20 protein-coding genes are annotated in these 21,921 nt (G+C 41.8%); all 20 read left to right on the forward strand.

Annotated elements, in window-relative coordinates; translation table 11 throughout:
• The first annotated feature begins 100 nt into the window (after positions 1-100).
• The gene (locus PSU72_RS03495) at positions 101-1,816 is read left to right on the forward strand and encodes a ShlB/FhaC/HecB family hemolysin secretion/activation protein (RefSeq protein WP_300430703.1); all 1,716 of its coding nucleotides are present in this window, start codon (positions 101-103) and stop codon (positions 1,814-1,816) included.
• A 40-nt stretch (positions 1,817-1,856) separates the two neighbouring features.
• Positions 1,857-3,545: a DUF2341 domain-containing protein gene (locus PSU72_RS03500; RefSeq protein ID WP_300430705.1), complete on the forward strand. Its 1,689-nt coding sequence runs from the start codon at positions 1,857-1,859 to the stop codon at positions 3,543-3,545.
• Between the two features lie 7 nt (positions 3,546-3,552).
• A complete protein-coding gene (locus PSU72_RS03505; protein ID WP_300430707.1) occupies positions 3,553-3,963 on the forward strand; it encodes a biopolymer transporter ExbD in 411 nt (136 codons plus the stop codon).
• Between the two features lie 2 nt (positions 3,964-3,965).
• Positions 3,966-4,370: a biopolymer transporter ExbD gene (locus PSU72_RS03510; protein ID WP_300430709.1), complete on the forward strand. Its 405-nt coding sequence runs from the start codon at positions 3,966-3,968 to the stop codon at positions 4,368-4,370.
• 23 nt (positions 4,371-4,393) lie between these two features.
• Positions 4,394-5,098, forward strand: a complete 705-nt coding sequence (locus PSU72_RS03515) for a TonB C-terminal domain-containing protein (protein ID WP_300430711.1) — start codon at positions 4,394-4,396, stop codon at positions 5,096-5,098.
• A gap of 77 nt (positions 5,099-5,175) precedes the next feature.
• Positions 5,176-6,873, forward strand: a complete 1,698-nt coding sequence (locus PSU72_RS03520; RefSeq protein ID WP_300430713.1) for a putative porin — start codon at positions 5,176-5,178, stop codon at positions 6,871-6,873.
• A gap of 12 nt (positions 6,874-6,885) precedes the next feature.
• Positions 6,886-7,578 carry a hypothetical protein gene (locus PSU72_RS03525; protein ID WP_300430715.1) on the forward strand — a complete coding sequence of 231 codons (693 nt, stop codon included), beginning with the start codon at positions 6,886-6,888 and terminating at the stop codon, positions 7,576-7,578.
• Positions 7,579-7,764: 186 nt separating this feature from the next.
• Positions 7,765-8,436, forward strand: coding sequence for a CAAX prenyl protease-related protein (locus PSU72_RS03530; protein ID WP_300430717.1), 672 nt, complete (start codon positions 7,765-7,767; stop codon positions 8,434-8,436).
• The gene (epsL, locus tag PSU72_RS03535; protein WP_300430719.1) at positions 8,436-9,641 is read left to right on the forward strand and encodes an XrtB/PEP-CTERM-associated polysaccharide biosynthesis outer membrane protein EpsL; all 1,206 of its coding nucleotides are present in this window, start codon (positions 8,436-8,438) and stop codon (positions 9,639-9,641) included. Before PSU72_RS03530 ends, epsL begins: the two co-directional genes overlap by 1 nt.
• Before the next feature lie 76 nt (positions 9,642-9,717).
• Positions 9,718-10,791, forward strand: coding sequence for an EpsD family peptidyl-prolyl cis-trans isomerase (locus tag PSU72_RS03540; protein ID WP_300430721.1), 1,074 nt, complete (start codon positions 9,718-9,720; stop codon positions 10,789-10,791).
• 68 nt (positions 10,792-10,859) lie between these two features.
• Positions 10,860-11,909 (forward strand): SLBB domain-containing protein, encoded by a 1,050-nt coding sequence (locus PSU72_RS03545; RefSeq protein ID WP_300430722.1) that lies wholly within the window; start codon positions 10,860-10,862, stop codon positions 11,907-11,909.
• 8 nt (positions 11,910-11,917) lie between these two features.
• Positions 11,918-13,345 (forward strand): chain length determinant protein EpsF, encoded by a 1,428-nt coding sequence (gene epsF, locus PSU72_RS03550; RefSeq protein WP_300430724.1) that lies wholly within the window; start codon positions 11,918-11,920, stop codon positions 13,343-13,345.
• Positions 13,335-14,210, forward strand: a complete 876-nt coding sequence (gene epsG / locus PSU72_RS03555) for a chain length determinant protein tyrosine kinase EpsG (RefSeq protein WP_300430726.1) — start codon at positions 13,335-13,337, stop codon at positions 14,208-14,210. The genes epsF and epsG overlap by 11 nt, the downstream gene beginning before the upstream one ends.
• A 152-nt stretch (positions 14,211-14,362) precedes the next feature.
• Complete coding sequence (gmd, locus tag PSU72_RS03560; protein WP_300430728.1) at positions 14,363-15,448, forward strand: GDP-mannose 4,6-dehydratase; 1,086 nt, start codon at positions 14,363-14,365, stop codon at positions 15,446-15,448.
• 45 nt (positions 15,449-15,493) lie between these two features.
• Positions 15,494-16,948, forward strand: coding sequence for a phosphomannomutase (locus PSU72_RS03565; RefSeq protein WP_300430730.1), 1,455 nt, complete (start codon positions 15,494-15,496; stop codon positions 16,946-16,948).
• A gap of 33 nt (positions 16,949-16,981) precedes the next feature.
• Positions 16,982-17,917: a GDP-L-fucose synthase gene (locus PSU72_RS03570; RefSeq protein ID WP_300430732.1), complete on the forward strand. Its 936-nt coding sequence runs from the start codon at positions 16,982-16,984 to the stop codon at positions 17,915-17,917.
• A 43-nt stretch (positions 17,918-17,960) separates the two neighbouring features.
• Complete coding sequence (gene xrtB, locus PSU72_RS03575; RefSeq protein WP_300430734.1) at positions 17,961-18,866, forward strand: exosortase B; 906 nt, start codon at positions 17,961-17,963, stop codon at positions 18,864-18,866.
• A complete protein-coding gene (locus PSU72_RS03580; RefSeq protein WP_300430736.1) occupies positions 18,856-19,575 on the forward strand; it encodes an exosortase C-terminal domain/associated protein EpsI in 720 nt (239 codons plus the stop codon). Before xrtB ends, PSU72_RS03580 begins: the two co-directional genes overlap by 11 nt.
• A gap of 34 nt (positions 19,576-19,609) precedes the next feature.
• On the forward strand, positions 19,610-20,650 hold the full coding sequence (locus tag PSU72_RS03585; protein WP_300430737.1) for a glycosyltransferase: 1,041 nt from the start codon (positions 19,610-19,612) through the stop codon (positions 20,648-20,650).
• A gap of 21 nt (positions 20,651-20,671) precedes the next feature.
• The gene (locus tag PSU72_RS03590) at positions 20,672-21,880 is read left to right on the forward strand and encodes a glycosyltransferase family 4 protein (RefSeq protein ID WP_300430739.1); all 1,209 of its coding nucleotides are present in this window, start codon (positions 20,672-20,674) and stop codon (positions 21,878-21,880) included.
• Positions 21,881-21,921 lie beyond the last annotated feature (41 nt).

A 21,921-nucleotide genomic window follows, 5' to 3' on the forward strand; every position in this document is an offset into this window, starting at 1 on the left:
GTAACCTTGCTGTAACAAAAAGTTATTAGTATAGAACGCTCATTGGGAGGGTAAGTTTTACTTAACCTCCCAGCCTCTATAAACAGGACTTTACTTCGTTATGCGCAAGCAGAATAACTATAAAACATGCACAGTTATTTTTACATTTCTGATGTTTGCACAGGCGACTCCCTTGTATGCGGCGGAGAGTCTGGGCGCTGCCTCTGAAAAAATTGCTTTGCCGCCCCCGTCGCAAGTATTAGATGGTGAGCCTGCTGTAGCGAATACCCCTGAAGTTGATGTTAAGGCACTTGAAAATCCAACTCCTGTATCTGAAAAAGCTAAAGATAAAGATGTTAATTATTTCGATATTTTAGAGTTTCAGGTAGAAGGAAATACAAAGCTCCCGCAAACTAAAATTGAAACGTCTGTTTACCCACATATGGGTGAGAAGAAGACTATTGATGATGTTGAGAAAGCAAGAGAAGACTTAGAAAAAACTTATCATGATGCTGGCTATTTAACTGTGCTGGTGGACATTCCAGAGCAAGAGGTGAATAAGAAAATAGTCAAATTAAACGTTACTGAAGGTAAAGTTTCCAAGCTGCGAGTTAAAGATTCGCATTACTACTCATTAGGCAGAATTAAAGACTTAGCGCAATCAGTTAAAGAGGGTGAAGTTCCATACTTTCCAGCGCTTCAGCAAGATGTTACTCGTTTAAATAGAACTGCAGATAGGCGTATTACACCCGTCTTAAAAGCGGGCAAAGAGTTTGGTACAGTTGAAGTTGAGCTTAAAGTTGAAGACAAGCTGCCGCTTCATGCCAGCTTGGAGTTGAATGATCGCTATAGCCAAGATACAACCAGATGGCGTTTAGGCGGCTCTATTCATTACGATAACTTATGGCAACGTGACCACAGCCTCGCATTAAGTTTTCAGTTGTCCCCACAAAATATCGATGAAGTTCAGGTTCTTTCAGCGAATTATCTAATGCGTTTTGATGCAAGTGATTTATTACTTGCCTTATACGGCGTGCATTCTAAAAGTAATGTTGCAACGGTAGGCGGCATCAATATTCTGGGTAACGGTACCATTTTGGGTGCGCGTTTGATTAAGCCGTTGCCGTCAGTTGATAGCTATTATCACTCAATCTCGCTTGGTTTAGATTATAAAGACTACGGTCAAACACTCACAAATTTTGATCTGAGCACGCCAATTACTTACATGCCCTTATCTACCTCCTATTCAGGTGGTTGGCAAGGTTCAGGCAGTAGCACGCAGTTTACAACGGGTGTTACTTTTGGTCTTCGTGGGCTAGTAGCAGATGATAAAGAGTTCTTAGAGAAAAGACCTGGTGTCGGCAGCGCCGCTGGCGCTAAACCTAATTTCTTTATCGCCAAAGCTGAGATTGAGCGTACAGAGGCTTTACCGCGTGGCTTTGAAGCTTATGCAAAATTAGATGGATTTTTCTCAGGCTCGCCGTTGATTTCAAACGAGCAATACCTTGCTGGCGGTGCTGATACTGTTCGTGGTTATTTAGAGGCAGAAGCTTCTGGCGATCAAGCTATTCATTCAACTTTAGAAATTAGAACCCCGCAATTATTGAAAAATCTTGCTTGGGTGCAAGATTTTAAATTAGCTGCTTTTTACGATATTGCAAGTTTAAAAACCATAGATGCTGAATCAACGCAGCTTGCTGGTGCTGGTGTGGGCTTGCGATTAAAAGCGTTTAAAGGGGTTAATTTTGATCTGGATTTAGCTGTGCCGCTTAAAGATAGCCTAGCAACAAAAAAAGGCGATTTGGCAAGCCATATGCGGCTTTGGTACGAATTTTAAATATTAAAGTAATTAGTAAATTAACTTAGAAAGTTGGCGTATGAAAAGACTATTGTTGTCATTGATTATTGTGTGTGGGCTATTGCCGCTAACCAGTTTTGCGGAGTGGAACAAAGAGTGGGCGAAGCATACAAAAGTCAGTATTAATCCACAAAGCATTACAGAAGTTACAAGCCAAGTGCCAGTTGTCGTGCGCTTACATTCAGGTAATTTTGATTTTGCAAGTGTGAATGTAGATGGCTCAGATTTACGTTTTGTAGCCGCAGATGACAAAACTGAACTTAAATACTATATCGAAAAGTTTGATGCCGTGAATGAACTGGCGATTGTTTGGGTCATGCTACCAAGCATCAAGCCGGGCGATAAAGATGCACATTTTAATGTGTATTACGGCAATGAAAAAGCGGCTGCTACGACAAGTGATGCTAAAGCAATTAACGCTGCTGGCACGGTTGCTAGTTTTCACTTTGCAGAAGCAAGTTTACTGCAAGATAGCTCAGCGACTGGTTTACAAGCTTCAGGTGCTATTACAGTTCAGAAGGCAGGTTTAATTGGTGAGAGTGCGGTATTTAGTGGTCAGCCACTTGTGATTACTGCTAATCCTGCAATTAATGCAAGTACTGGCTATACATGGTCGGCTTGGGTTAAGCCAACAACTCTCCCGCAAACTGCAAGCCTTTACAATCAAGGCGGCGCAATAAGCTTAACCATTGATGCACAAAAGCTCACTTTAAAAATCGGAGGTGCAACGTTAACTGGTGGGGAGCTTAAACCTGCGATTTGGCAGCACGTTGCCTTCACAATCAATGCTGGAAATGCAAATCTGTATTTAGATGGCGCGCAAGTGGCGACAGGTGCTGTTGCTGACGCAGACATGAGTAAAGAAATTAAAATTGGTGAGGCTTTTACTGGTGAGATAGACGAAATGCAAGTTGCTAGCAATGCTAAAAGTGCTGCTGCAATGAAGTTAGCCGCGAGTAGTCAAGGTGTTGAAAGCGCTTTGTTAACAGTTTCAGAAAGCGCGAGTGGCGAGGGTGATGAAGAAGGCGATGGTGAGCCTAATTACCTTTCAATTTTAATTAACAGTTTGACCATTGACGCCAAAGTGGTGATTGGAATTTTGGCCGTTATGTTTGCGATTAGTGTTTGGGTGATGTGGACAAAAGCGGTATTGGTATCAAAAACCGACAAAGATAATAAAAGGTTCTTGGCGCGCTTTCAAAAAGCGGACACGAACGATTTATTGAGCTTAGATAAAGGGGCTAACTATCCAAACTCTACCTTGTACCGACTTTACTCTGCTGGTTTGAGAGAGATTAAGAAGCGTCAGCACGAAGGCGCAAAGCTATCGTTAAGTGGCGCCGCAATGGATGCAATTAAAGCCGCCATTGATGCTGACTTAGTGCGTGAAACTCAAAAGCAAAATGCAGGTATGGTCTTGCTCACCATTGCAATTTCTGGCGGCCCGTTCTTAGGTCTGTTAGGTACAGTAGTTGGTGTAATGATTACCTTTGCGGCAATTGCAGCTGCGGGCGACGTGAACGTGAATGCAATTGCACCAGGTATTGCAGCCGCTTTGCTTGCTACGGTTGCAGGTTTGGGCGTAGCGATTCCAGCGCTATTCGGCTATAACTATTTGGCTAGTCGCGTTAAAAACATCACGATTGCGATGCAGATTTTTGTAGATGAATTTGTGACACGTTCAGCCGAACTTTACGGTAAAGAGTAACGCTGACATGTCTGAGGGCGTCAAAGAAGAGAATCAGCTATATGACGAGATTAACATCACGCCGATGCTGGATTTGGCTTACGTGCTGTTGGTGATTTTTATCATCATGACAACTGCATCTGTGCAAGGTGTGAAAGTGCAAACCCCAAACACCGTAAATTCTGCGCCATTAGCGAAGCCGCAAATGCGGGCAATTACCATTACCAGTGACGGTGCAGTGTATTTGGATGCTTACCCTGTAGATATGGCGACTTTAGAGTCACGTTTAGCGGAATACAAAAGTGGCAACCCAGATTTGCCAGTGGTGCTAAAGGGCGATGCAGCAGCACATTTTGATAAAGTTTCCGAAGTATTGGGCATCTGTAAAAAACTGGATATTACTGAAGTTGGTTTGGTGACTAAGCGAGTAGCGGAGTAAATATGCAAGTACAAAATGATGCACAACCTTATGACACCATCAACATTACCCCAATGCTGGATTTGGCTTACGTACTTTTGGTGATATTTATTTTAATGACAACAGCCGGTGTGCAGGGTTTAAAGATGAATCTGCCCAAACCATCAAATAAGCCTAGCACTGAAAAACACGACGTAAAGATTATAAAAGTACAGCCTGCCGGCACCGTCACCATTAATGGCGCTGGTGTGAGTATGGCGCAACTTGAAACTGAGTTAAACGCAGCCAAAGCTAAAGACCCAAAGTTTAACGTGATGATTGCTGGCGAGGCTAACGCTCCCTATGGAGGAATTGTAAGCGTCATTGATTTAGTGAATAAGCTGGAAATAGAAAATGTTGGTTTAGCCACTGGGAAAATTGGGACTTAAGGGTAATTTTAAAGGTAACCACAGTGCAACAAACTTATGACCCATTTTTAGATGAAGAACCGCCAAGCCAGACTAGTGTTTGGCTTAAGCGTATTGCACTTGTTCTATTGGCTTTCGTGATTCTTGGCGGTATTGGCTATGGCATTAAAAAGCTTATGTCAGGTGGCGAAGCTCACCCAAAAAAGAAGATGACGACTATCGCGTTAAAAGATTTACCGCCACCCCCACCTCCGCCGCCACCCAAAGAGCAGCCTAAAGAACAACCAAAGGAACAGCCAAAAGAGGTGAAGGTTGAACCGCAGCCTAAACCTGCGGAAACGCCACCGGCTGAAGTTCTAAAAATGGAAGGGGCTGCCGGCGATGGACCTAGCCCATTTGCGGCTGGTGCTGTGAGCGGTGAGTACAAAGGTGGCGAGACTGGCACCATAGGCGGTGGCCCGAACAAGCACCAATTTGATTGGTACACAGGGCAACTCAAAGACAAAATTGAAGATGCTATTTCCAAAGATAAAGCGCTTGCAACTGGCTCATATAAAGTGATTGTAAAAGTGTGGGTCGCTGCTAATGGACGTATTCAGAAGTATGAACTGGTAAGTTCTACTGGGGATGCTGACAAAGACGCATTAGTTAGAAAAGCTTTAGATAGCATGCCTGCATTGTCTGAGCCGCCACCAGGCGATATGCCACAACCAGTGAAGTTAAAGGTTAGCGCGCGTTCTATAGGATAAAAGCTGCCATAGGTTGAAGCATTGGAAAAATAGCAAAGCATTGAATGAATTTTATTGAATATGAAATTGGAGTAGATATGAAAAAACTGCCATTACTTAAAGAAGTCGCTCAAGAAGACGTTGCTCAAGGCTTTCGGAGTAGTCATTTGTCTGGTTCAAACACCAGATCAATTATCGCAACTATTGCCCTGTTAATGCTTGGAACTGCAAACTCTGCGCTAGCAGGTGAGCGCGAATCATTGGAGCAACTGCGCTCCACTACGACCAATCTTGTAAATCTGTTGGTGCAAGAAGGCGTACTCAGCAAAGATAAAGCTGGTGCTTTATTAAAACAAGCGGAGCAAGATGCACAAATTGCTAAAGAGAAAGATGTTGCAGCAACACCAGCAAACACTTCTGAATCTGTGGATGCAGCAATTGATCAAAAAATGGTACGTGTTCAATACGTCCCCGAAATTGTAAAAAAACAAATGAAAGAAGAAATTAAAGATGAGGTAATGACTACCCTCAACTATAAAGCAGGCGAACGTTTAGGCATGCCGGAATGGATAGATCGCCTTAAGTGGGAAGGATCGCTGCGTTTAAGAGCTGAATCAGATAAATACCCTGACGGCAACCCTACGCCATTTAACTTTAACGTGGCTAACGGAGCTAAATTAAATAATACGACAGAAGATAGAAATCGTTTAAGAGTACGTGCTCAGCTAGGTGTTAAGGCCGAAATTAACGATTGGATGACGGCTGGTATAAGAATGACAACGGGTAGCTTGGATGACCCAATTTCTCCAAACCAAACACAGGAAGCGGCAAGTGGTAAATATACAATAGGGCTAGATAGAGCCTATATGAATGCCAAAATTAAACCTTGGTTGAGTGTCGTGGGTGGGCGTTTTACCAATCCTTGGTTTTCAACTGATTTGATGTGGGATCCTGACTTGGCCTTTGATGGCGTTGCTGCAAGCTTTACGCCAAATATAAATGACCAATTATCAGGCTTTGTAACAATAGGCGCATTCCCGATTGATGAAATAGAAAAATCTGATCGTAATCTGATTAAAAGCAAATGGATGTATGGCTCTCAGGCAGGTATTAATTGGAAGCTCAACAGTAAATTAAATGCAAAATTCGCGATAGCTTTGTACGATTTTCAAAATGTTGAAGGCATATCGAATGGGGCTGATTTTGGAACTAATGGACCATATAGCGCTTCGGTTCCAGTATCTAGAACAAAAGGTAATTCAACTTTTGATATTAATAGCTCCGCACCACCTGGTTCCAACATTGAGCAATATGGCCTATCTTCAAAATTTAGAGACATAAATATTACTGGGCAAGTTGATTTGGCTCAATTCGATCCAGTACACATTATCCTGACGGGCGACTATATTAGAAACATTGGCTTCGATAAAGAAGACATTGCTAGAAGAACTGGTCAGGCAGCACCGTCTGAACAAGTCAATGCATATCAGTTGAAAGTAGCGGTAGGTATGCCGGAAACTTATCAGAAAGGCCAGTGGAATGTATTTGCTGCTTATAAGCGATTAGAGGCAGACTCCGTTTTAGATAGCTTTACAGACTCGGATTTTTATCTTGGCGGTACTAATGCTAAAGGTTGGTTGATAGGTGGCAGCTATGGCATTGATAAAAATACTTGGCTTACAGCGAGATGGTTTAGTGCCGATGAGATATCTCCACGTAGGACAGCTATTAATGATCCTCTACTATCTCCACTGTCTGTAGATGTGTTAATGCTTGATCTCAATACTAAGTTTTAATTAAGACTGATCATGAAACTAAAACCAACTTTTAAGAACATATGCTTAATCATTGCTTCTTTAGCCATCACTATCGCTTGTTCAAGCAACACTTATGCAGCAGAAAAAGACAAGTCTGCAAGACGCGCTGCCCTGATGATGCAAAAAATGAAGCAGGATATGGAAGCTGAAAAAGCTACCATGCAGACGCAATTTGATACGCAAAAAAAAGAGCTTGAAGATAAGTTGAAAAGTAGTGATGAGGAATTGGAAAAAGCTAGTAAGTCACTAGCAACTGCTGAGCGTAAGAATAAAGCTTTGGAAGGCGAAATTAAAAAAGTAACGCTGGCAAAAGAAGCTGTTGATACCAAACAACTGCAAACGCAAGCTCAACTTGAAACCACACAAAAGAGTCTTGATGACCTAAAAACGCAGTACCAACAAGCGCAAGCCGATCTTAAGTTTAACGATAATCAACGCAAAACATTATCTACAAATTTAGCGCAAACTACAAAGTCACTAGATGTTTGTGAAGCTAAAAATGCCAAATTACATCAGTTTGGTACTGAGCTTATTCAGATATACGATAAACCTGATAGTTATAATGCAGTCATGCGTAAAGAGCAGTTTTTTCAGTTAAAACGTGTAGAACTGGAAAATATATTACAAAATCGTCAGGATCAACTCAATGAAGAGCTTATGGTTAAAAAGAAGGCGGCTTATTAAATAAAGTTTTGTGGGCTGCGCTCAGTTAGCTGAATTGCCAAGCTAGTTTTGACTAACTCATCGCAGCCTGCAACTTAACGTCATTCACAATTGACTTAAATAAAATTGTATTAAAAATGTAATGTTAGAAATATTATCGTAATAATCCGCACGTAATATCCATGTCTCACCAGTCAGTGTGAATATATGGTAAATCAAAATAATATCCTTCCAAGAGTTCTGCCTTTTGCTATTTATATCCTTTTCTTGGCTTTAAGTGATTATTTGCCACAACTTTTGAATGGCTTAAGTATTGGTATCTTAAGTTTTGACTCTAAGTGGTTATATCTAGTAAGAGTGATGTCGGTTCTTGCAGCATTGCTTTATTTTTGGCGCGGTTACATAGAGCTTACAACTAAACCTGCCTTGATAGACTTTGTGCATGCAGTACTTGCAGGCTTACTAGTATTTTTGGTTTGGATCTTGCCGTATCCTGCATGGGCAGGTGTTAACAATCATCCTCAAGCCGTGGACATAGAGCAAGATGTCTTATGGTTATCATCTCGCCTAATTGGCGCAGCACTTATCGTACCAGTAATGGAGGAGATCTTTTGGCGTTCATTCTTGATGCGCTGGATTGATAACAAAAACTTTCTGAATATTTCACCAAAAAATGTCTCGTTGTTTGCGCTAGTGGTAAGTGCCAGCGTGTTTGCTTCAGCACATCATTTGTGGCTTGCTGGCTTATTGGCTGGCCTTGTTTATGGGGCGTTGTACATAAAATATAAAAATCTGTGGATTCCTATCGTTGCACACGCTGTGACTAATGGCGTACTAGGTATTTGGGTTATGTTGACAGGTCATTGGCAGTATTGGTAATGCGCAATCACGCTTGTAAAACACTTTCTATTGGAGGGCTACTGTTTTTCTCTTTAGCATCTTCAGCCGAAGGGATTATCGATATCAAACCCTATGTTAGTACAAATATTAGTTACGATGATAACGTGTTTAGATTTTCGTCTCCAGAGCAGGCTAAAGCCGTGTTGGGCAACTCTGACGCTTCAGATACTGTGAAGCAAGTTGATTTAGGGTTGGCTGTTAATTTAAGGTTAAGTCGCCAGTTAGTGACTGTTTCAACAAGTATTAATGAAAGCACCTATAATCGATTTGAAAATTTAAATAACACTGGTAAATCTAATAGTCTTCGTTGGAGTTGGCGTATCGGCAATGATGTTTACGGTGAACTCAGCACAAATAAAAGTGAAGCCATCGCAGGGTTTAATGAAACTAGAACGCCATTAAAAAACTTAAGAACATCGACTCGGCAGCTTGTCAGTATTAACTGGAACTTGCAACCAGACTGGACATTAAGTGCAAGTCGTGAACATATTAAATTAGACAATGCCCTCACTAGCTCAAGTATTTATGACAGAGAAGATGATATTTATGAGAGTGGTATTCGTTATCAAAATCCATCAGGTACGGTATTAGGTCTGTCTTATCGTATTGCTGATTCAATGTACCCGAATAGAACTGGCTTTACGCAATCAATTTTTGGGAGTGAGAGTACTCAGAAAGACATTATAGTCAATGCGGCATGGGTGCCAACGGGTAAAACGAGAATTTCGACAAGAGTTTCACGGGTAAGTTTGGATCGCAAAGATTCGTCTCAGCGTGACTTTAACGGTTTTAGTCAGCGTTGGAATTTAGATGAGAGTCTGACAGGTAAAACCAGTGTTAACTTAGCTGCTTACCAAGAGGTTTCACCGGTAGATGACGTGTTGTCGACCTATGTGAAGATTAAAGGCTGGAGCATAAACCCAACATGGGACGCCACAAGCAAAATTAGAGTGCGTACAGGTTTTAGCTATGAGGAAAGAACCTATCTAGGAAGTGCTGGAATATCTTTTAACGATACAGACCGTTACGATGAATCTAAGCTTTACAATTTCTCAGTTATTTATGCGCCCACATTCAGGTCTTTAGTTCAGCTTCAATATCAAGGTGAAAAGCGGACATCCAATTCAGGAAATGAAGGCTATCAATTTAATAATGTAAACCTTTCTTTACGCTACGATTATTAACCACTCAAACCTTCTTAAGTTACTGTGATATAGCGATAAATATCTTTGCCACAGCACATTATCTACGGTCATAAATTTGACTTATTTTAGACATATTAAATACACATTTTACTCTTATAGTAGGTGGACTTTAGAATTGGATAAAATAGATATGCGTTATACAAATGGTGGTTTAGTGCTGTTACTAGTTTGTTCTGCAGTGGTACTTGCTTCTTGTGGAAAAAAAGATCAAAGCAGCTCAAAAAAACCTGATTCGCAAGTTGTTGCTATTGTTAATGGTGATGAAATCACGATACATCAAGTTAATAATCAGATGGCTCAAATGGGTCAGTTGGATAAGTCTCAAGCCAAGCTTGCTTCTAAGCAGGTATTGGCTGCCCTAGTTGAGCAGCAGTTGCTAAAGCAGCAAGCTCTTAACGCCAAATTGGATATCGACCCTAGAGTGCAGCAGGCAATAGAGTCATCAAAAGATCAATTTTTAGCTCAAGCTTACTTGGAGCAATTGATGCAAAAGGCACCAAAACCTTCGTCATCAGAAATTGATGCCTTTTATAAAGAGCATCCTGAATTGTTCGAAAACCGTCGTATTTACCGTTTACAAGAGTTAGTAGTCGATGTCAGTAAAGATAAGTCTGCTGAGGCTGAAACAAATCTAAAAGAGCTTAAAGACATCAATCAAATCGTTAAGTGGATAAAAGACAATAATTACGTATTTACTGTTAACAGTAATGTGAAGGCCGCAGAGCAATTGCCAACGACTTTGCTGAAAAAATTACAAGTGCTTAAAGATGGTGAAGTACTTCAGGTTCCAACAGGTAATACGCTTAATGTTATACAAATTGCAGCCTCTCAAACTTCACCGATTACTCGTACAAAAGCGACACCAATTATTGAGCAGTACTTTTTAAATCTGAATAAAAAAAGTTTAGCTAAAAAAGAAATGCTAGCCCTTAATGAAAAGGCAAAGATTGAATTTTCTGGTGCATTTGCAGATATGAAAAAGTCAGATTTAGAGAAGCCTGACAGTACCAAAGAAGCTGTTGGTAGCCAGCCGGTCGCTGAGGTGAAGGCTGAAGCGAAACCAAGTCAAAAAAATGCTAAGCCTGATACTGGCTCTTCGGCAATAGATAAAGGGCTGTCTGGACTTTAACTAAATCTACCTTTGTTTTAGGTTACTCAAGCAAGATGACCATTAATTTTTATAGAGAGACTTAGTGAATGTTAGGTAAAAGTTTTAGACATTTTTTTGTCTGTATTGTGACGTTAGTATTTGCTGCTTGGATGCATTCGGTTTCTGCCGAAGAAGCCAACTATGTTTTGGGCCCAGGGGATGTGCTTAAAATCACGGTTTATAACAGTCCTGATTTGACACTTGAAACTAGGGTCACTGAGAATGGAACAATTAGTTTTCCGTTGTTAGGTGAAGTTCAGTTGGGTGGAATGACGGCACCGTTAGCAGAAAAGAAATTAGCGGAATTGCTTGTCAGTGGCAGATTTCTCAAACAGCCGCAAATCAATATTTTGGTGGTGCAATTCCAAAGTAAGATGATCTCAGTATTAGGTAGTGTATACAAACCAGGCCGCTATCCATTGGATCGGGCAACTAATCTTACCGATTTACTGGCACTCGTAGGTGGCGCAACGCCTGACGGATCCGACTTAATTACTATTATTGGTAAATCTGGTAAGAGTGAATATGATTTGCGTAGCATTATGGATAAGACGGATGGATCGCAGAATATTCCACTTGCTGGCGGTGAAATTGTTTATGTGCATGCGCGCGATATTTCGGTGATGGGGCAAGTTAATCGTCCTGGAAAGTATTCTGTAGTGGGTGGCGTTAGAACTGTTTCAGATTTTTTGGGTGTTGCAGGGGGCATTAATCCTTCTGGAGCCGATGTGGTGACGGTGACCACATTTCGTGATGGAAAACTCAATCGTTTTGAAGTGGATGTAGATAGCCTATTTAGAACTGGCAACAATTCAGAAAATATAGAGCTGGCGAGTGGTGACGGCATATATGTGCCTCGTGCGCCAATGTTTTATATTTATGGTGAAGTGCAGCGTCCTGGATCATTTCGTATTGAACGTAACATGACTGTGATACAAGCACTTGCTCAGGGCGGTGGGTTAACCTCGCGCGGCACTCAACGAAATATCAAGTTACATCGTCGAAACGAAAAAGGTGCAATAGAAAAGCTTTCTCCTGAGCTCACAGATCCTGTTCTGCCAGATGATGTTCTATATGTACAAGAAAGCCTGTTCTAGGAACCCTCATGAATTTCTCCCAGTTTCTTATTATCCTTAAGGCAAGGATAAAGATTATATTAATTACATTTGGCTTGATTGTGTTGACAACACTGGTCGTCAATTTGCTCACGGCTAAAGTTTACAAGGCAACCACTTCGATAGTGCTTAATTACAAAGGAGTAGACCCAGTCACTGGTCTTACTTTGCCTGCCCAGCTCATGCCCGGCTATATGGCTACTCAGATTGACATTATTACTAGCCCTACTGTTGCTATTAAAGTGGTTGATCAGCTGAAGTTTGCAGAAAACGAACAGGCTCAAGCGCAGTTTAATAAAGCGACTAAAGGTAAGGGTGATATTCGTGAATGGTTTGGTAACTTGCTTCTGAATAACTTAGAGGCCAAGCCATCCCGTGAAAGTAGTGTGATTGAGATATCCTTTACGGGTACAGATCCTGATTTTGCAGCTGGCGTGGCAAATGCTTTCGCTGATGCATACCAAAAAACTAATATACAACTTAAGGTAGAGCCAGCACAGAAAGCGGCTGAATTTCTTGGTGAGCAAACCAAAACGTTGCGGACAAATTTAGAGGCTGCACAGTCTAAGCTCTCAAAGTATCAGCAGGAAAAAGGTTTGACGAGTGTCATGGGAAATCTAGATGTAGAAAGTGCTCGCCTCAACGACCTTTCTTCACAGTTAGTGTCTGCTCAGTCACAGTCTTTTGATTCTACGTCGCGTCAGCAACGCACGACTGGAAATGGTGATGAATCTCCTGATGTGGCTGCTAACCCAGTGGTTCAGAATCTTAAAATAGAGATTACTCGGGCAGAGTCCAAGTTTTCTGAGTTATCGCAGAGACTTAGTGATGGTCATCCTCAGTATCAGGCGGCTAAGGCTGAGCTTGATAAACTTAAAAGTCAATTGTTAGAAGAGACTCGTAGAGCTACGACTACTATCGGTGGTACTGCGCATATTCATCAACAACGAGAGTCTGACATTAGAGCCGCACTTGCAGCCCAAAAAGCGCGCGTACTAGAGCTAAATCTCACTAGAGATGAATTGTCTGTGCTTCAGCGCGATGTGGAAAATGCTCAACGAGCTATGGACACAGCAAGCCAACGCTTTACTCAGACCACCTTGGAAGGCAGTGCAAATCAGGCTGATATTGCTGTGCTAACGCCTGCATCTGCGCCACGAAAAGCTGCGGGTCCTAGAGTTTTATTTAATCTTATTTTATCCATCTTTCTTGGTGCAATTTTAGGGGTCGGCGTGGGCTTGCTCACTGAAATGATGGATAGGCGCGTTAGAAGTCGAGAGGATCTTAGTGAAGATCTTCAACTACCCGTCTTTGCCGTTATTAGGAGCAATTCAAGTAAAGGAAATGTAAGTAAGTATGGCTTTAAAGCGCTATCTCGTCGATTGTTCAGGCCGCGCAAGGGATTGTATGCAAGATAATATGACTCATTTATTAGGTACCAATATAGACACTGTGAGTGAGCGAAGTATTGGTCGTCTGTTGCTCCAACTCGGCAAAATATCAGCACAAGATGCTGAGGCTGTTCTTCGCGCGCAACAAGACTTAGGCTTGCGCTTTGGTGATGCGGCACTCAAGCTTAAACTGATTACTGAAGCTGATATTAGTCAAGTGCTTTCTATGCAGTTTAATTACCCCTACCTGCATGCAGGGCAAGGTAATTATAGTGATGAGTTAGTTGCTGCGTATCAGCCGTTTAGCCAGCAAGTAGAAGAGCTCCGCGTGTTGCGCAGCCAAGTGATGATGCGATGGATTAATGAGGGCTATAAATCTTTAGCCATAGTTAGCGTCAATGAAGGCGAGGGGGCAAGTTTTTTAGCAGCCAATCTAGCCATTGTATTTTCGCAACTAGGACAACGCACGCTGTTAATCGATGCAAATTTGCGTGATCCACGTCAACATAAGATTTTCAATCTCAAAGAAAAGCTTGGCTTGTCTGATATTTTGGCTGACCGAGCGACGATGAGCGTTGTGACTAAAGTTGACTCTTTCGTCGATTTATCCGTACTTGGTGCAGGTACTTTACCGCCGAACCCTCAAGAGCTGTTAAATCGAGATGTCTTTGCTAGCTTTATGAATGCGGCTACAAGTGAATATGATGTCATTCTGATTGATTCCACTCCAGCTAGTTTTATCGCCGATGCGCAAGCAACTGTGGCTAGGTGCGGTGGAGCATTGATTGTTTCTAGGTTAAATCACACGCGACTTTCTGATGTTTCGGAAGTGCGCAGTCAAATTTCCATGACAGGTGCCCGCGTCGTTGGTTCTGTTATCAATGATTTCTAAGTGTTGATCTCAACTTTAGGCATTATTAAAACTGAGTTGTCATGCCGTTGTAAAGAAGATAAGCCACTATGTTTCAACGCTAGATTTGATATGAAAATTGATTACTAGTATTGACTGCGTCATTTTATAAACCTTGTTTGAAATGTTAATCCATGAATAAAGTTGCACTTATCACCGGTATCACAGGCCAAGATGGCGCATATCTTGCAGAGTTCTTGCTAAAAAAAGGTTATGTTGTTCACGGCTTAAAACGTCGAGCATCCTTGTTTAACACAGATCGGATTGATCATCTTTATCAAGACCCGCATGTTTCAAACCGTAATCTTGTGTTGCATTTCGGCGACTTGACTGATTCGACTAACCTTATTCGCATCGTTCAGCAAGTGCAGCCAGATGAGATTTATAACCTCGCTGCGATGAGCCATGTGGCAGTGAGTTTTGATACACCTGAATATACTGCAAATGCCGACGGTATAGGTACTTTGCGCATTCTTGAGGCCATACGTATTCTCGGTCTTGAAAAGAAAACGCGTTTCTACCAAGCCTCAACCTCTGAGCTTTACGGACTCGTGCAGGAAATACCTCAGAAAGAGACTACTCCATTCTACCCACGTAGTCCGTATGCAGTGGCTAAGCTCTATGCGTATTGGATTACCGTTAACTATCGTGAGGCGTATGGTATGTATGCATGTAATGGCATACTTTTTAACCATGAAAGTCCCATCCGTGGTGAAACGTTCGTTACTCGCAAAATCACCCGCGCGCTAGCACGGATTAAACTCAATTTACAAGATTGCCTGTATCTTGGCAATATGGACTCATTGCGAGATTGGGGCCATGCTAAAGACTATGTTGAAATGCAATGGCTGATGCTACAACAGGAACAACCAGACGATTTTGTGATTGCTACTGGTGTGCAATACAGTGTGCGTGATTTTGTAAATGCCGCAGCCAAAGAGCTGGATATTAAAATTAACTGGCAAGGCGAAGGCGTCAATGAAACCGGCGCAGATGAGAATGGCAGAGTGATTATAAAAATTGACCCACGCTACTTCCGCCCAACAGAAGTTGAAACTTTGTTAGGCGATCCTACTAAAGCAAAAGAAAAGTTAGGTTGGACTCCAAGAACTAGCTTTCAAGAGTTGGTTTCAGAAATGGTTAGAGAAGACTTGAAAAGCGCAGAACGTGATGAGTTAGTGAAAGAAAATGGTTACTCGGCCTATGATTATCATGAGTAACTTCAAGCAAATGCTCGAATTTTATTTGATGAAAATACTATCAAAATGAATCTGCCTGAAAGAGTTGTTTCTTTGCAAGAGCTAATCACTAATAGCAATGTGCGCTTTGGTACCAGTGGCGCACGTGGTTTAGTTGTCGACATGACAGAAGATGTCTGTTTTGCTTATACATTAGCTTTTTTAGAAACAATACATATTGAGCCTCTAAGCAGCGTGGCATTGGCGATTGATTTGCGCCCAAGTAGTCCTCGCATAGCCTCAGTTTGTGCAGCTGCAATTGAATATGCTGGATTTACAGTCGATTTTTGTGGTGATATTCCTACACCTGCATTGGCTTTTTATGCACAGCAACAAGGTACTCCTGCCATGATGATTACCGGTAGTCATATTCCTTTTGACAGAAATGGCATTAAATTTTACGGCCTTTCAGGTGAAATCACTAAAGACGACGAGGTGAACATTAGTCAGGCCGTCATTCGTTTACCTCAAGTTATTCATACTATTGTTTTGGCTGATGTGCATATGGCCGCTCGTCAAATGTATATTAACCGCTATCTTGATTATTTTGAGCCGCGATGCTTGGCGGGAATGCAACTTGGATTTTATGAGCATTCCAGCGTCGCACGTGATTTGTTGCGAGAGATTCTCGAAGCGCTTGGCGCTGAAGTTACATCGCTAAATAGAACGAATGAATTTATGCCTATTGATACCGAAGCAGTAGCAGAGGTCGATATAAAACGAGCGCATAAATGGGCGAGCGAACATACATTTGACGCCATCATTTCTACTGACGGTGATGCAGACCGGCCTCTTATTGCCGATGAACAAGGGCGATGGATGCGTGGTGACATTGTTGGACTGTTAAGTGCACATTTTCTTGGTGCTAAAGTAGTCGCCACCCCAATAAGTTGTAATACTGCCATTGAGACATGTGGTTTTTTCTCAAAAGTCATTAGAACTCGGATTGGCTCTCCTTATGTGATAGCAGGGATGGAGCAATTGCGTGAGTCTGGTTCAACTAGCATTGTAGGTTTTGAGGCCAATGGCGGCTTTTTACTTGGATCTAGTATGGTTAAAGATGGGCGAGTAATGGCACCGTTGAATACTCGAGATGCTTTATTGCCAATACTTTCTGTTCTTTCTATGGCAAAAGACAAGGGGTACAAGCTTTCAGAGCTATCGCAGGAGCTGCCCAATAGATTCACCGCGAGCGATAGATTGCAGTTATTCCCTTCTGATGTTTCACGTCAGTTGTTGTTAGAGCTTGCGGCTTCGACCACTGCTATTAATCGTTTACTTAAGACATTTGGTGGGAACGTCACTGAGTTAGATGAGACTGATGGGCTTCGTATTACGTTTGATAATGGCGAAATCGTACATTTTAGACCCTCTGGCAATGCGCCTGAGCTGCGTTGTTATGCTGAAGCAGAAAATGCGATACGTGCTCAGTATCTTGCGCGCACAGCACTCAAGCTCATACGAAAAAAAGCTGTCATTTAGGCTGGTAATTAACAGATTTTTTGAGATATTAATATGCAATTAGACGCTAAAATTTATATCGCAGGCCATCGTGGCATGGTGGGTTCTGCTATTTTAAGAAACCTAGAAGCTAAGGGATACAGCAATATTCTCACGCGCACTAGTCAAGAACTGGATTTGTTAGATCAAAACTTAGTATTTTCTTTTTTGCAAGAAGAGCAGCCAGACTATATTTTTCTAGCAGCCGCAAAGGTTGGCGGCATATACGCGAACAATACTTACCGTGCTGATTTCATCTACCAAAATTTAGCCATCGAATCGAATTTGATTCATGGCGCGCATTTGGCAGGCGTAAAGCGCTTGTGCTTCTTAGGCTCTAGTTGCATCTATCCGCGTGACTGCCCTCAGCCAATTAAAGAAGAGTACTTATTAACAGGCCCTTTAGAGCAAACCAACGAGCCTTATGCAATTGCTAAGATAGCTGGCATCAAACTTTGTGAAAGCTACAACCAGCAATACGGGCATCAGTTTGTTGCAGTGATGCCTACCAATCTTTATGGGCCAAACGATAATTATGATTTAGCGAATAGCCACGTTCTTCCAGCTTTGCTAAGAAAAGCGCATGAAGCCAAAGAGCGCGGCGATGCAGATTTGGTGATTTGGGGCACAGGCACGCCTAAACGTGAGTTTCTGTATGTGGATGATATGGCCGCAGCTTGTGTTTTCTTAATGGAAAATGACATTAATGAAGGTTTGTTCAATGTTGGGACTGGAACAGACGTTACGATTCGTGAGTTGGCCGAAACCGTGATGGAGGTTGTGGGGTTTAAGGGTGGCGTTGTATTTGATGCAACTAAGCCTGATGGAACGCCACGCAAGCTACTTGATGTGAGTCGACTGAAAGACATTGGATGGCAGTCTAAGGTTAGCTTAAAAGAAGGGATTGCGCTGACTTATACAGAAGCTCCCTTTAGAAATCAGGGTGTGTAATGTTAACTACCAATCATTGTAAGCATGCTTGGGGAGTTTCTTAATGAATACTCTATCCAAATCAAACTCTTTTCTCTCAAAAGCCCGCGAGATACACGCACATTTTTCTGCAAATAACAGTCTATGGTTGATGTTTGCAGGGTTGGCACTCATGTTTATACCCACACTTTGGAGCCTTATTGCGGGTAATGGTCTTTGGACTGATGATGAGCATTCTCACGGCCCGATTATTTTAAGTATCTCACTTTGGTTACTTTGGACTCGGTGGAACGAAACTCCAGATTTAGAGCGTTATAAACCTGCACCAGCATTGGCATGGGCCTGTTTTTTGATTGCGGGAGCCTTATACATTCCTGGTAGGGCGCTAGATATCATCTATTTTGAAACAGGCGCGTTTGTTTGGGTGTTGACGGGTATCGTACTGATGTCTGGCGGGGTAGGGCTACTCAATAAGTTAAGGTTTCCACTGTTCTTTATGATTTTTATGATTCCGCTTCCAAACTCGCTGGTAGGCCCTATTACTAGTGCAATGAAGCTCGCTGTTTCAGCGGTGACTGTCAACGCACTTTCATGGGCCGGGTTACCTGTCGCCCGCAGTGGTGTTGTCATCTACTTGGGGCATTATCAGTTACTGGTTGCCGATGCCTGTGCTGGTATGCGCACTCTTTTTATGCTTGAAGCGCTAGGAATTTTATACCTTAATCTGGTGCACCATCACTCAATATTACGCAATATTGCGCTACCAATTCTAATTATCCCGATCTCTTTTACAGCTAACGTGATTCGTGTGATTGTTTTATCGCTCATTACCTATTACTGGGGCAATGCAGCTGGTCAAGGTTTCTTACACGGTTTTGCTGGAATGGTGTTGTTTGCCGCTGGCTTGTTGATGATGCTAGGTACGGATTCCCTATTGCGCCTTATTAGTAGGAGGTTCCATGGCAGTTGAGATGAGTATTAACGCAAGTCATAAGCCAAATATTCAGCATTGGCTAGCGGTACTTTTTATGGCGACTTGTGTTACTTTTGCATTTTGGTTAACGCCTCATGCGACTTGGTTTGAGCACATCGGTAGCCCGCAGTTTGAGAATGTTGTGCCTAGACAGTTTGGTGATTGGGTTGAAGTTACCGATGTAGTGGGCAGTGCAATTGTCGACCCAGAACAGCAAGATGCGCTGAATAATCTCTATACGCAAATAGTTGGCCGTACTTATTTGCATAAGCCAAGCGGGAGGCAAGTGATGCTCTCAGTTGCTTATGGGGATAATCAAACTTTCTCTAAGCAATTACATCGCCCGGAGTCTTGTTACTCATCTCAAGGTTTTACGATTGATAACTTGCACGAAGAAGAGTTAAAGACATCAAGTTTCCCCATTAGCGTAAGGCGTATGACAGCGTCACGGAGTTCTACATTAGAGCAAGTGACTTATTTCATTCGTATAGGTGACAAAGTCATCAGCGGCCCACCAAGTGCGCTCAATTATGCCCGTATGGGAATGGGGCTTAAAGGCTATATTGCAGATGGTTTGTTGTTTCGAGTTTCTGAAGTGTCGGATGATGCCAAACTATCAAATCAGCTTAATGATCAGTTTATCAATGACTTACTCAAAGAAATTTCTCCTGTGCAACAAGCCATTCTTATCGGGCCAAGCCTTTGAGCATTTAGCGAAATGATTTTTAGAGAATATTATTGTGTGTTTTAAATCTAGTATTGTTATCGCGGCTGACTCATGGTTTGGTTCTACAACTTTTGGGGTTGCTCAAGGATTTCGCCGTTTAGGTTACGAAGTTGTACAGGTTAGTCAATCAATCTCTTTTGTTCAGGGCAGTTCTTTGACAGCTAGGTTACTTAATCGGCTTATTCAACCAATCAATGTTGCTTTATACAATAAAAAAATATTGAAAACAGTGGAGCAGTCAGACACTAGAGTTTTACTAACTGTTAAAGGTAACCACATTAAAGCAAAAACGCTATCGACCCTTGCCTCGCGTGGCGTTAAAACGATTAATTATTATCCAGACTTTAGATTTAGTTACGATAGCATTGATCAATCTACTTTTCCATTTTATTCATTATTTGTAACGACTAAGTCTTTTCAAGTAAAAGTATTAGAGAATATGTTGGGTAAAGATAAAGTTAGTTTTTTACATCATGGATATTGTCCTGATGTTCATTTGCCACCTGTACAAAATCCCTTAAGTCCAGAGCAAGTACCAGATGTGCTTTATATAGGCACTTATACGGCTCACAAAGAAAAGTTATTTTCCGCACTAATAGAAAAGTGCCCAGAAATAAGTCTCAGAATTTATGGTGTTAATTGGGATAAATCTCGTTCAAATGACTTATTGAGAGACTGCATTGTAGATCGTCCTGTGTATGGACTGAATTATGCGCAATTAGTGAATGCGGTAAAAATTAACTTAGCTGTTCATATGGGTGTTGCAGATGAAACAGGTTGGCAAGACTTGGTTTCAACACGTAGCTTTGAGTTACCAGCTTGCAGAGGATTTATGTTGCATGCTGATAACGCTGAAATCAGGCAGCTTTATGATGTAGGGCAAGAGATAGATGTATTCACTACGGTAGAAGATTTGGCAGAAAAAATACGTTTCTATTTGGCGCATGAAGAAAAAAGAGCTCAGATGGTCGAAAAAGCATATCTGCGTTGTGTGCCTGCTTATAGTTACGATCAGCGTGCCATTGAAATTGCGGCGTTAATTGAGCGTAAATAGCTGAATTACGTAAACCTACATATGAATAATCCAGCAAAAAAAATTCGTGTAGCTATAGTTATATCTCATCCTATACAACATTTTGTGCATCTATATAAAGCGCTGGCTAAACAAGAAAGCATTCAGCTAAAGGTATTTTTTGCCTCTAAAATTGGCCTTAATTCATATTTTGATAAAGATATGGCAGTAGACATTAAATGGGCTACTGATTTGCTTGGTGGCTATGAGTATGAATTTTTATCTGAGGCAGACACGATAAAAGAGTCTGGTTTCTTGAACATTAATAACCCTAGCGTAATCTCTGCATTAAAGAATTTTGCACCTGATGTTGTTCAATTGCATGGCTACGCGCAGTTAACGCTTTTGCGCGCTTTGCTTTGGTGTAATTTCAATAGAATACCAGTGTTACTGTGGTCTGATAGCTCCTTGCTGTTTCGTCGTCCAGCTTTAAAGCAATTTCTAAAAGATATGACGTTGCCTGTATTGCTTAATCGATTTAGCGGAGTGCTGACAACAGGTGAAAACAATGCCGCTTACTACCTTAAATATGGCATGAAACCAAACGATATATTTCGATGCCCTTTTACCGTTGATGAGCCACGGTTAAATGAGGCTAAAGTAAGTAAACTGGCATTGCGTGAGCAGCATCGTGCCAACTATAAAATTGCCAATGATGAAATAGTTCTATTATTTGTTGGAAAGCTAGCGCCTTGGAAACGACCACAAGACTTGCTAGAAGCTGTGAAAATTGCACAAGAAAGATTAGGCACAACTGCAAAGTTGCTAGCATTTTTTGCAGGCAACGGTGTTATGAAAGCGGAGCTAGAGGCGACTGCCAACACTAAAAGTATTCGTGCGGTTTTTGGAGGTTTTATCAACGTAGACGTTCTGCCATCCATTTATGCAATGGCTGATGTGTTGATTTTTCCTTCTGAAAAAGAGCCTTATGGATTGTCTGCACGAGAAGCCATTTGTGTTGGCTTACCTCTGATTGTCAGTGATCAAATCGGTTGTATAGGTGCTACCGATGCTGCGCGGCCAGACTTTAATGCACTAGTTTATCCAAGTTTAGATACTGATTCGCTTGCAAATAAAATAACCGCGCTGGCAGGTAAACCTGAACTATTTGCAAAAATGTCTCAGGCGTCATTGGAAGTTGCTTTTGATATGGCTGAATGCAAAAGCGTGGATGGATTCTTAAGTGCAGTGAGCTCTGTTGTTAGGCACTAAACATGATGAGCGCATATAAAAACCTTACGTTAAATCAAAAG

Origin of the sequence: Methylotenera sp. (assembly GCF_029945535.1) — a bacterium.
GTDB lineage: Bacteria > Pseudomonadota > Gammaproteobacteria > Burkholderiales > Methylophilaceae > Methylotenera.

Bases quoted from the DNA above. Each gene is read 5' to 3' on its own strand.
- PSU72_RS03580 (WP_300430736.1), top strand. From the start codon at position 18,856: ATGGCAGTTGAGATGAGTATTAACGCAAGTCATAAGCCAAATATTCAG.
- PSU72_RS03495 (WP_300430703.1), top strand. From the start codon at position 101: ATGCGCAAGCAGAATAACTATAAAACATGCACAGTTATTTTTACATTT.
- PSU72_RS03530 (WP_300430717.1), top strand. From the start codon at position 7,765: ATGGTAAATCAAAATAATATCCTTCCAAGAGTTCTGCCTTTTGCTATT.
- PSU72_RS03525 (WP_300430715.1), top strand. From the start codon at position 6,886: ATGAAACTAAAACCAACTTTTAAGAACATATGCTTAATCATTGCTTCT.
- PSU72_RS03500 (WP_300430705.1), top strand. From the start codon at position 1,857: ATGAAAAGACTATTGTTGTCATTGATTATTGTGTGTGGGCTATTGCCG.
- gmd (WP_300430728.1), top strand. From the start codon at position 14,363: ATGAATAAAGTTGCACTTATCACCGGTATCACAGGCCAAGATGGCGCA.
- epsG (WP_300430726.1), top strand. From the start codon at position 13,335: ATGCAAGATAATATGACTCATTTATTAGGTACCAATATAGACACTGTG.
- PSU72_RS03565 (WP_300430730.1), top strand. From the start codon at position 15,494: ATGAATCTGCCTGAAAGAGTTGTTTCTTTGCAAGAGCTAATCACTAAT.
- PSU72_RS03505 (WP_300430707.1), top strand. From the start codon at position 3,553: ATGTCTGAGGGCGTCAAAGAAGAGAATCAGCTATATGACGAGATTAAC.
- PSU72_RS03570 (WP_300430732.1), top strand. From the start codon at position 16,982: ATGCAATTAGACGCTAAAATTTATATCGCAGGCCATCGTGGCATGGTG.
- PSU72_RS03510 (WP_300430709.1), top strand. From the start codon at position 3,966: ATGCAAGTACAAAATGATGCACAACCTTATGACACCATCAACATTACC.
- PSU72_RS03590 (WP_300430739.1), top strand. From the start codon at position 20,672: ATGAATAATCCAGCAAAAAAAATTCGTGTAGCTATAGTTATATCTCAT.
- xrtB (WP_300430734.1), top strand. From the start codon at position 17,961: ATGAATACTCTATCCAAATCAAACTCTTTTCTCTCAAAAGCCCGCGAG.
- PSU72_RS03545 (WP_300430722.1), top strand. From the start codon at position 10,860: ATGTTAGGTAAAAGTTTTAGACATTTTTTTGTCTGTATTGTGACGTTA.
- epsL (WP_300430719.1), top strand. From the start codon at position 8,436: ATGCGCAATCACGCTTGTAAAACACTTTCTATTGGAGGGCTACTGTTT.
- PSU72_RS03520 (WP_300430713.1), top strand. From the start codon at position 5,176: ATGAAAAAACTGCCATTACTTAAAGAAGTCGCTCAAGAAGACGTTGCT.
- epsF (WP_300430724.1), top strand. From the start codon at position 11,918: ATGAATTTCTCCCAGTTTCTTATTATCCTTAAGGCAAGGATAAAGATT.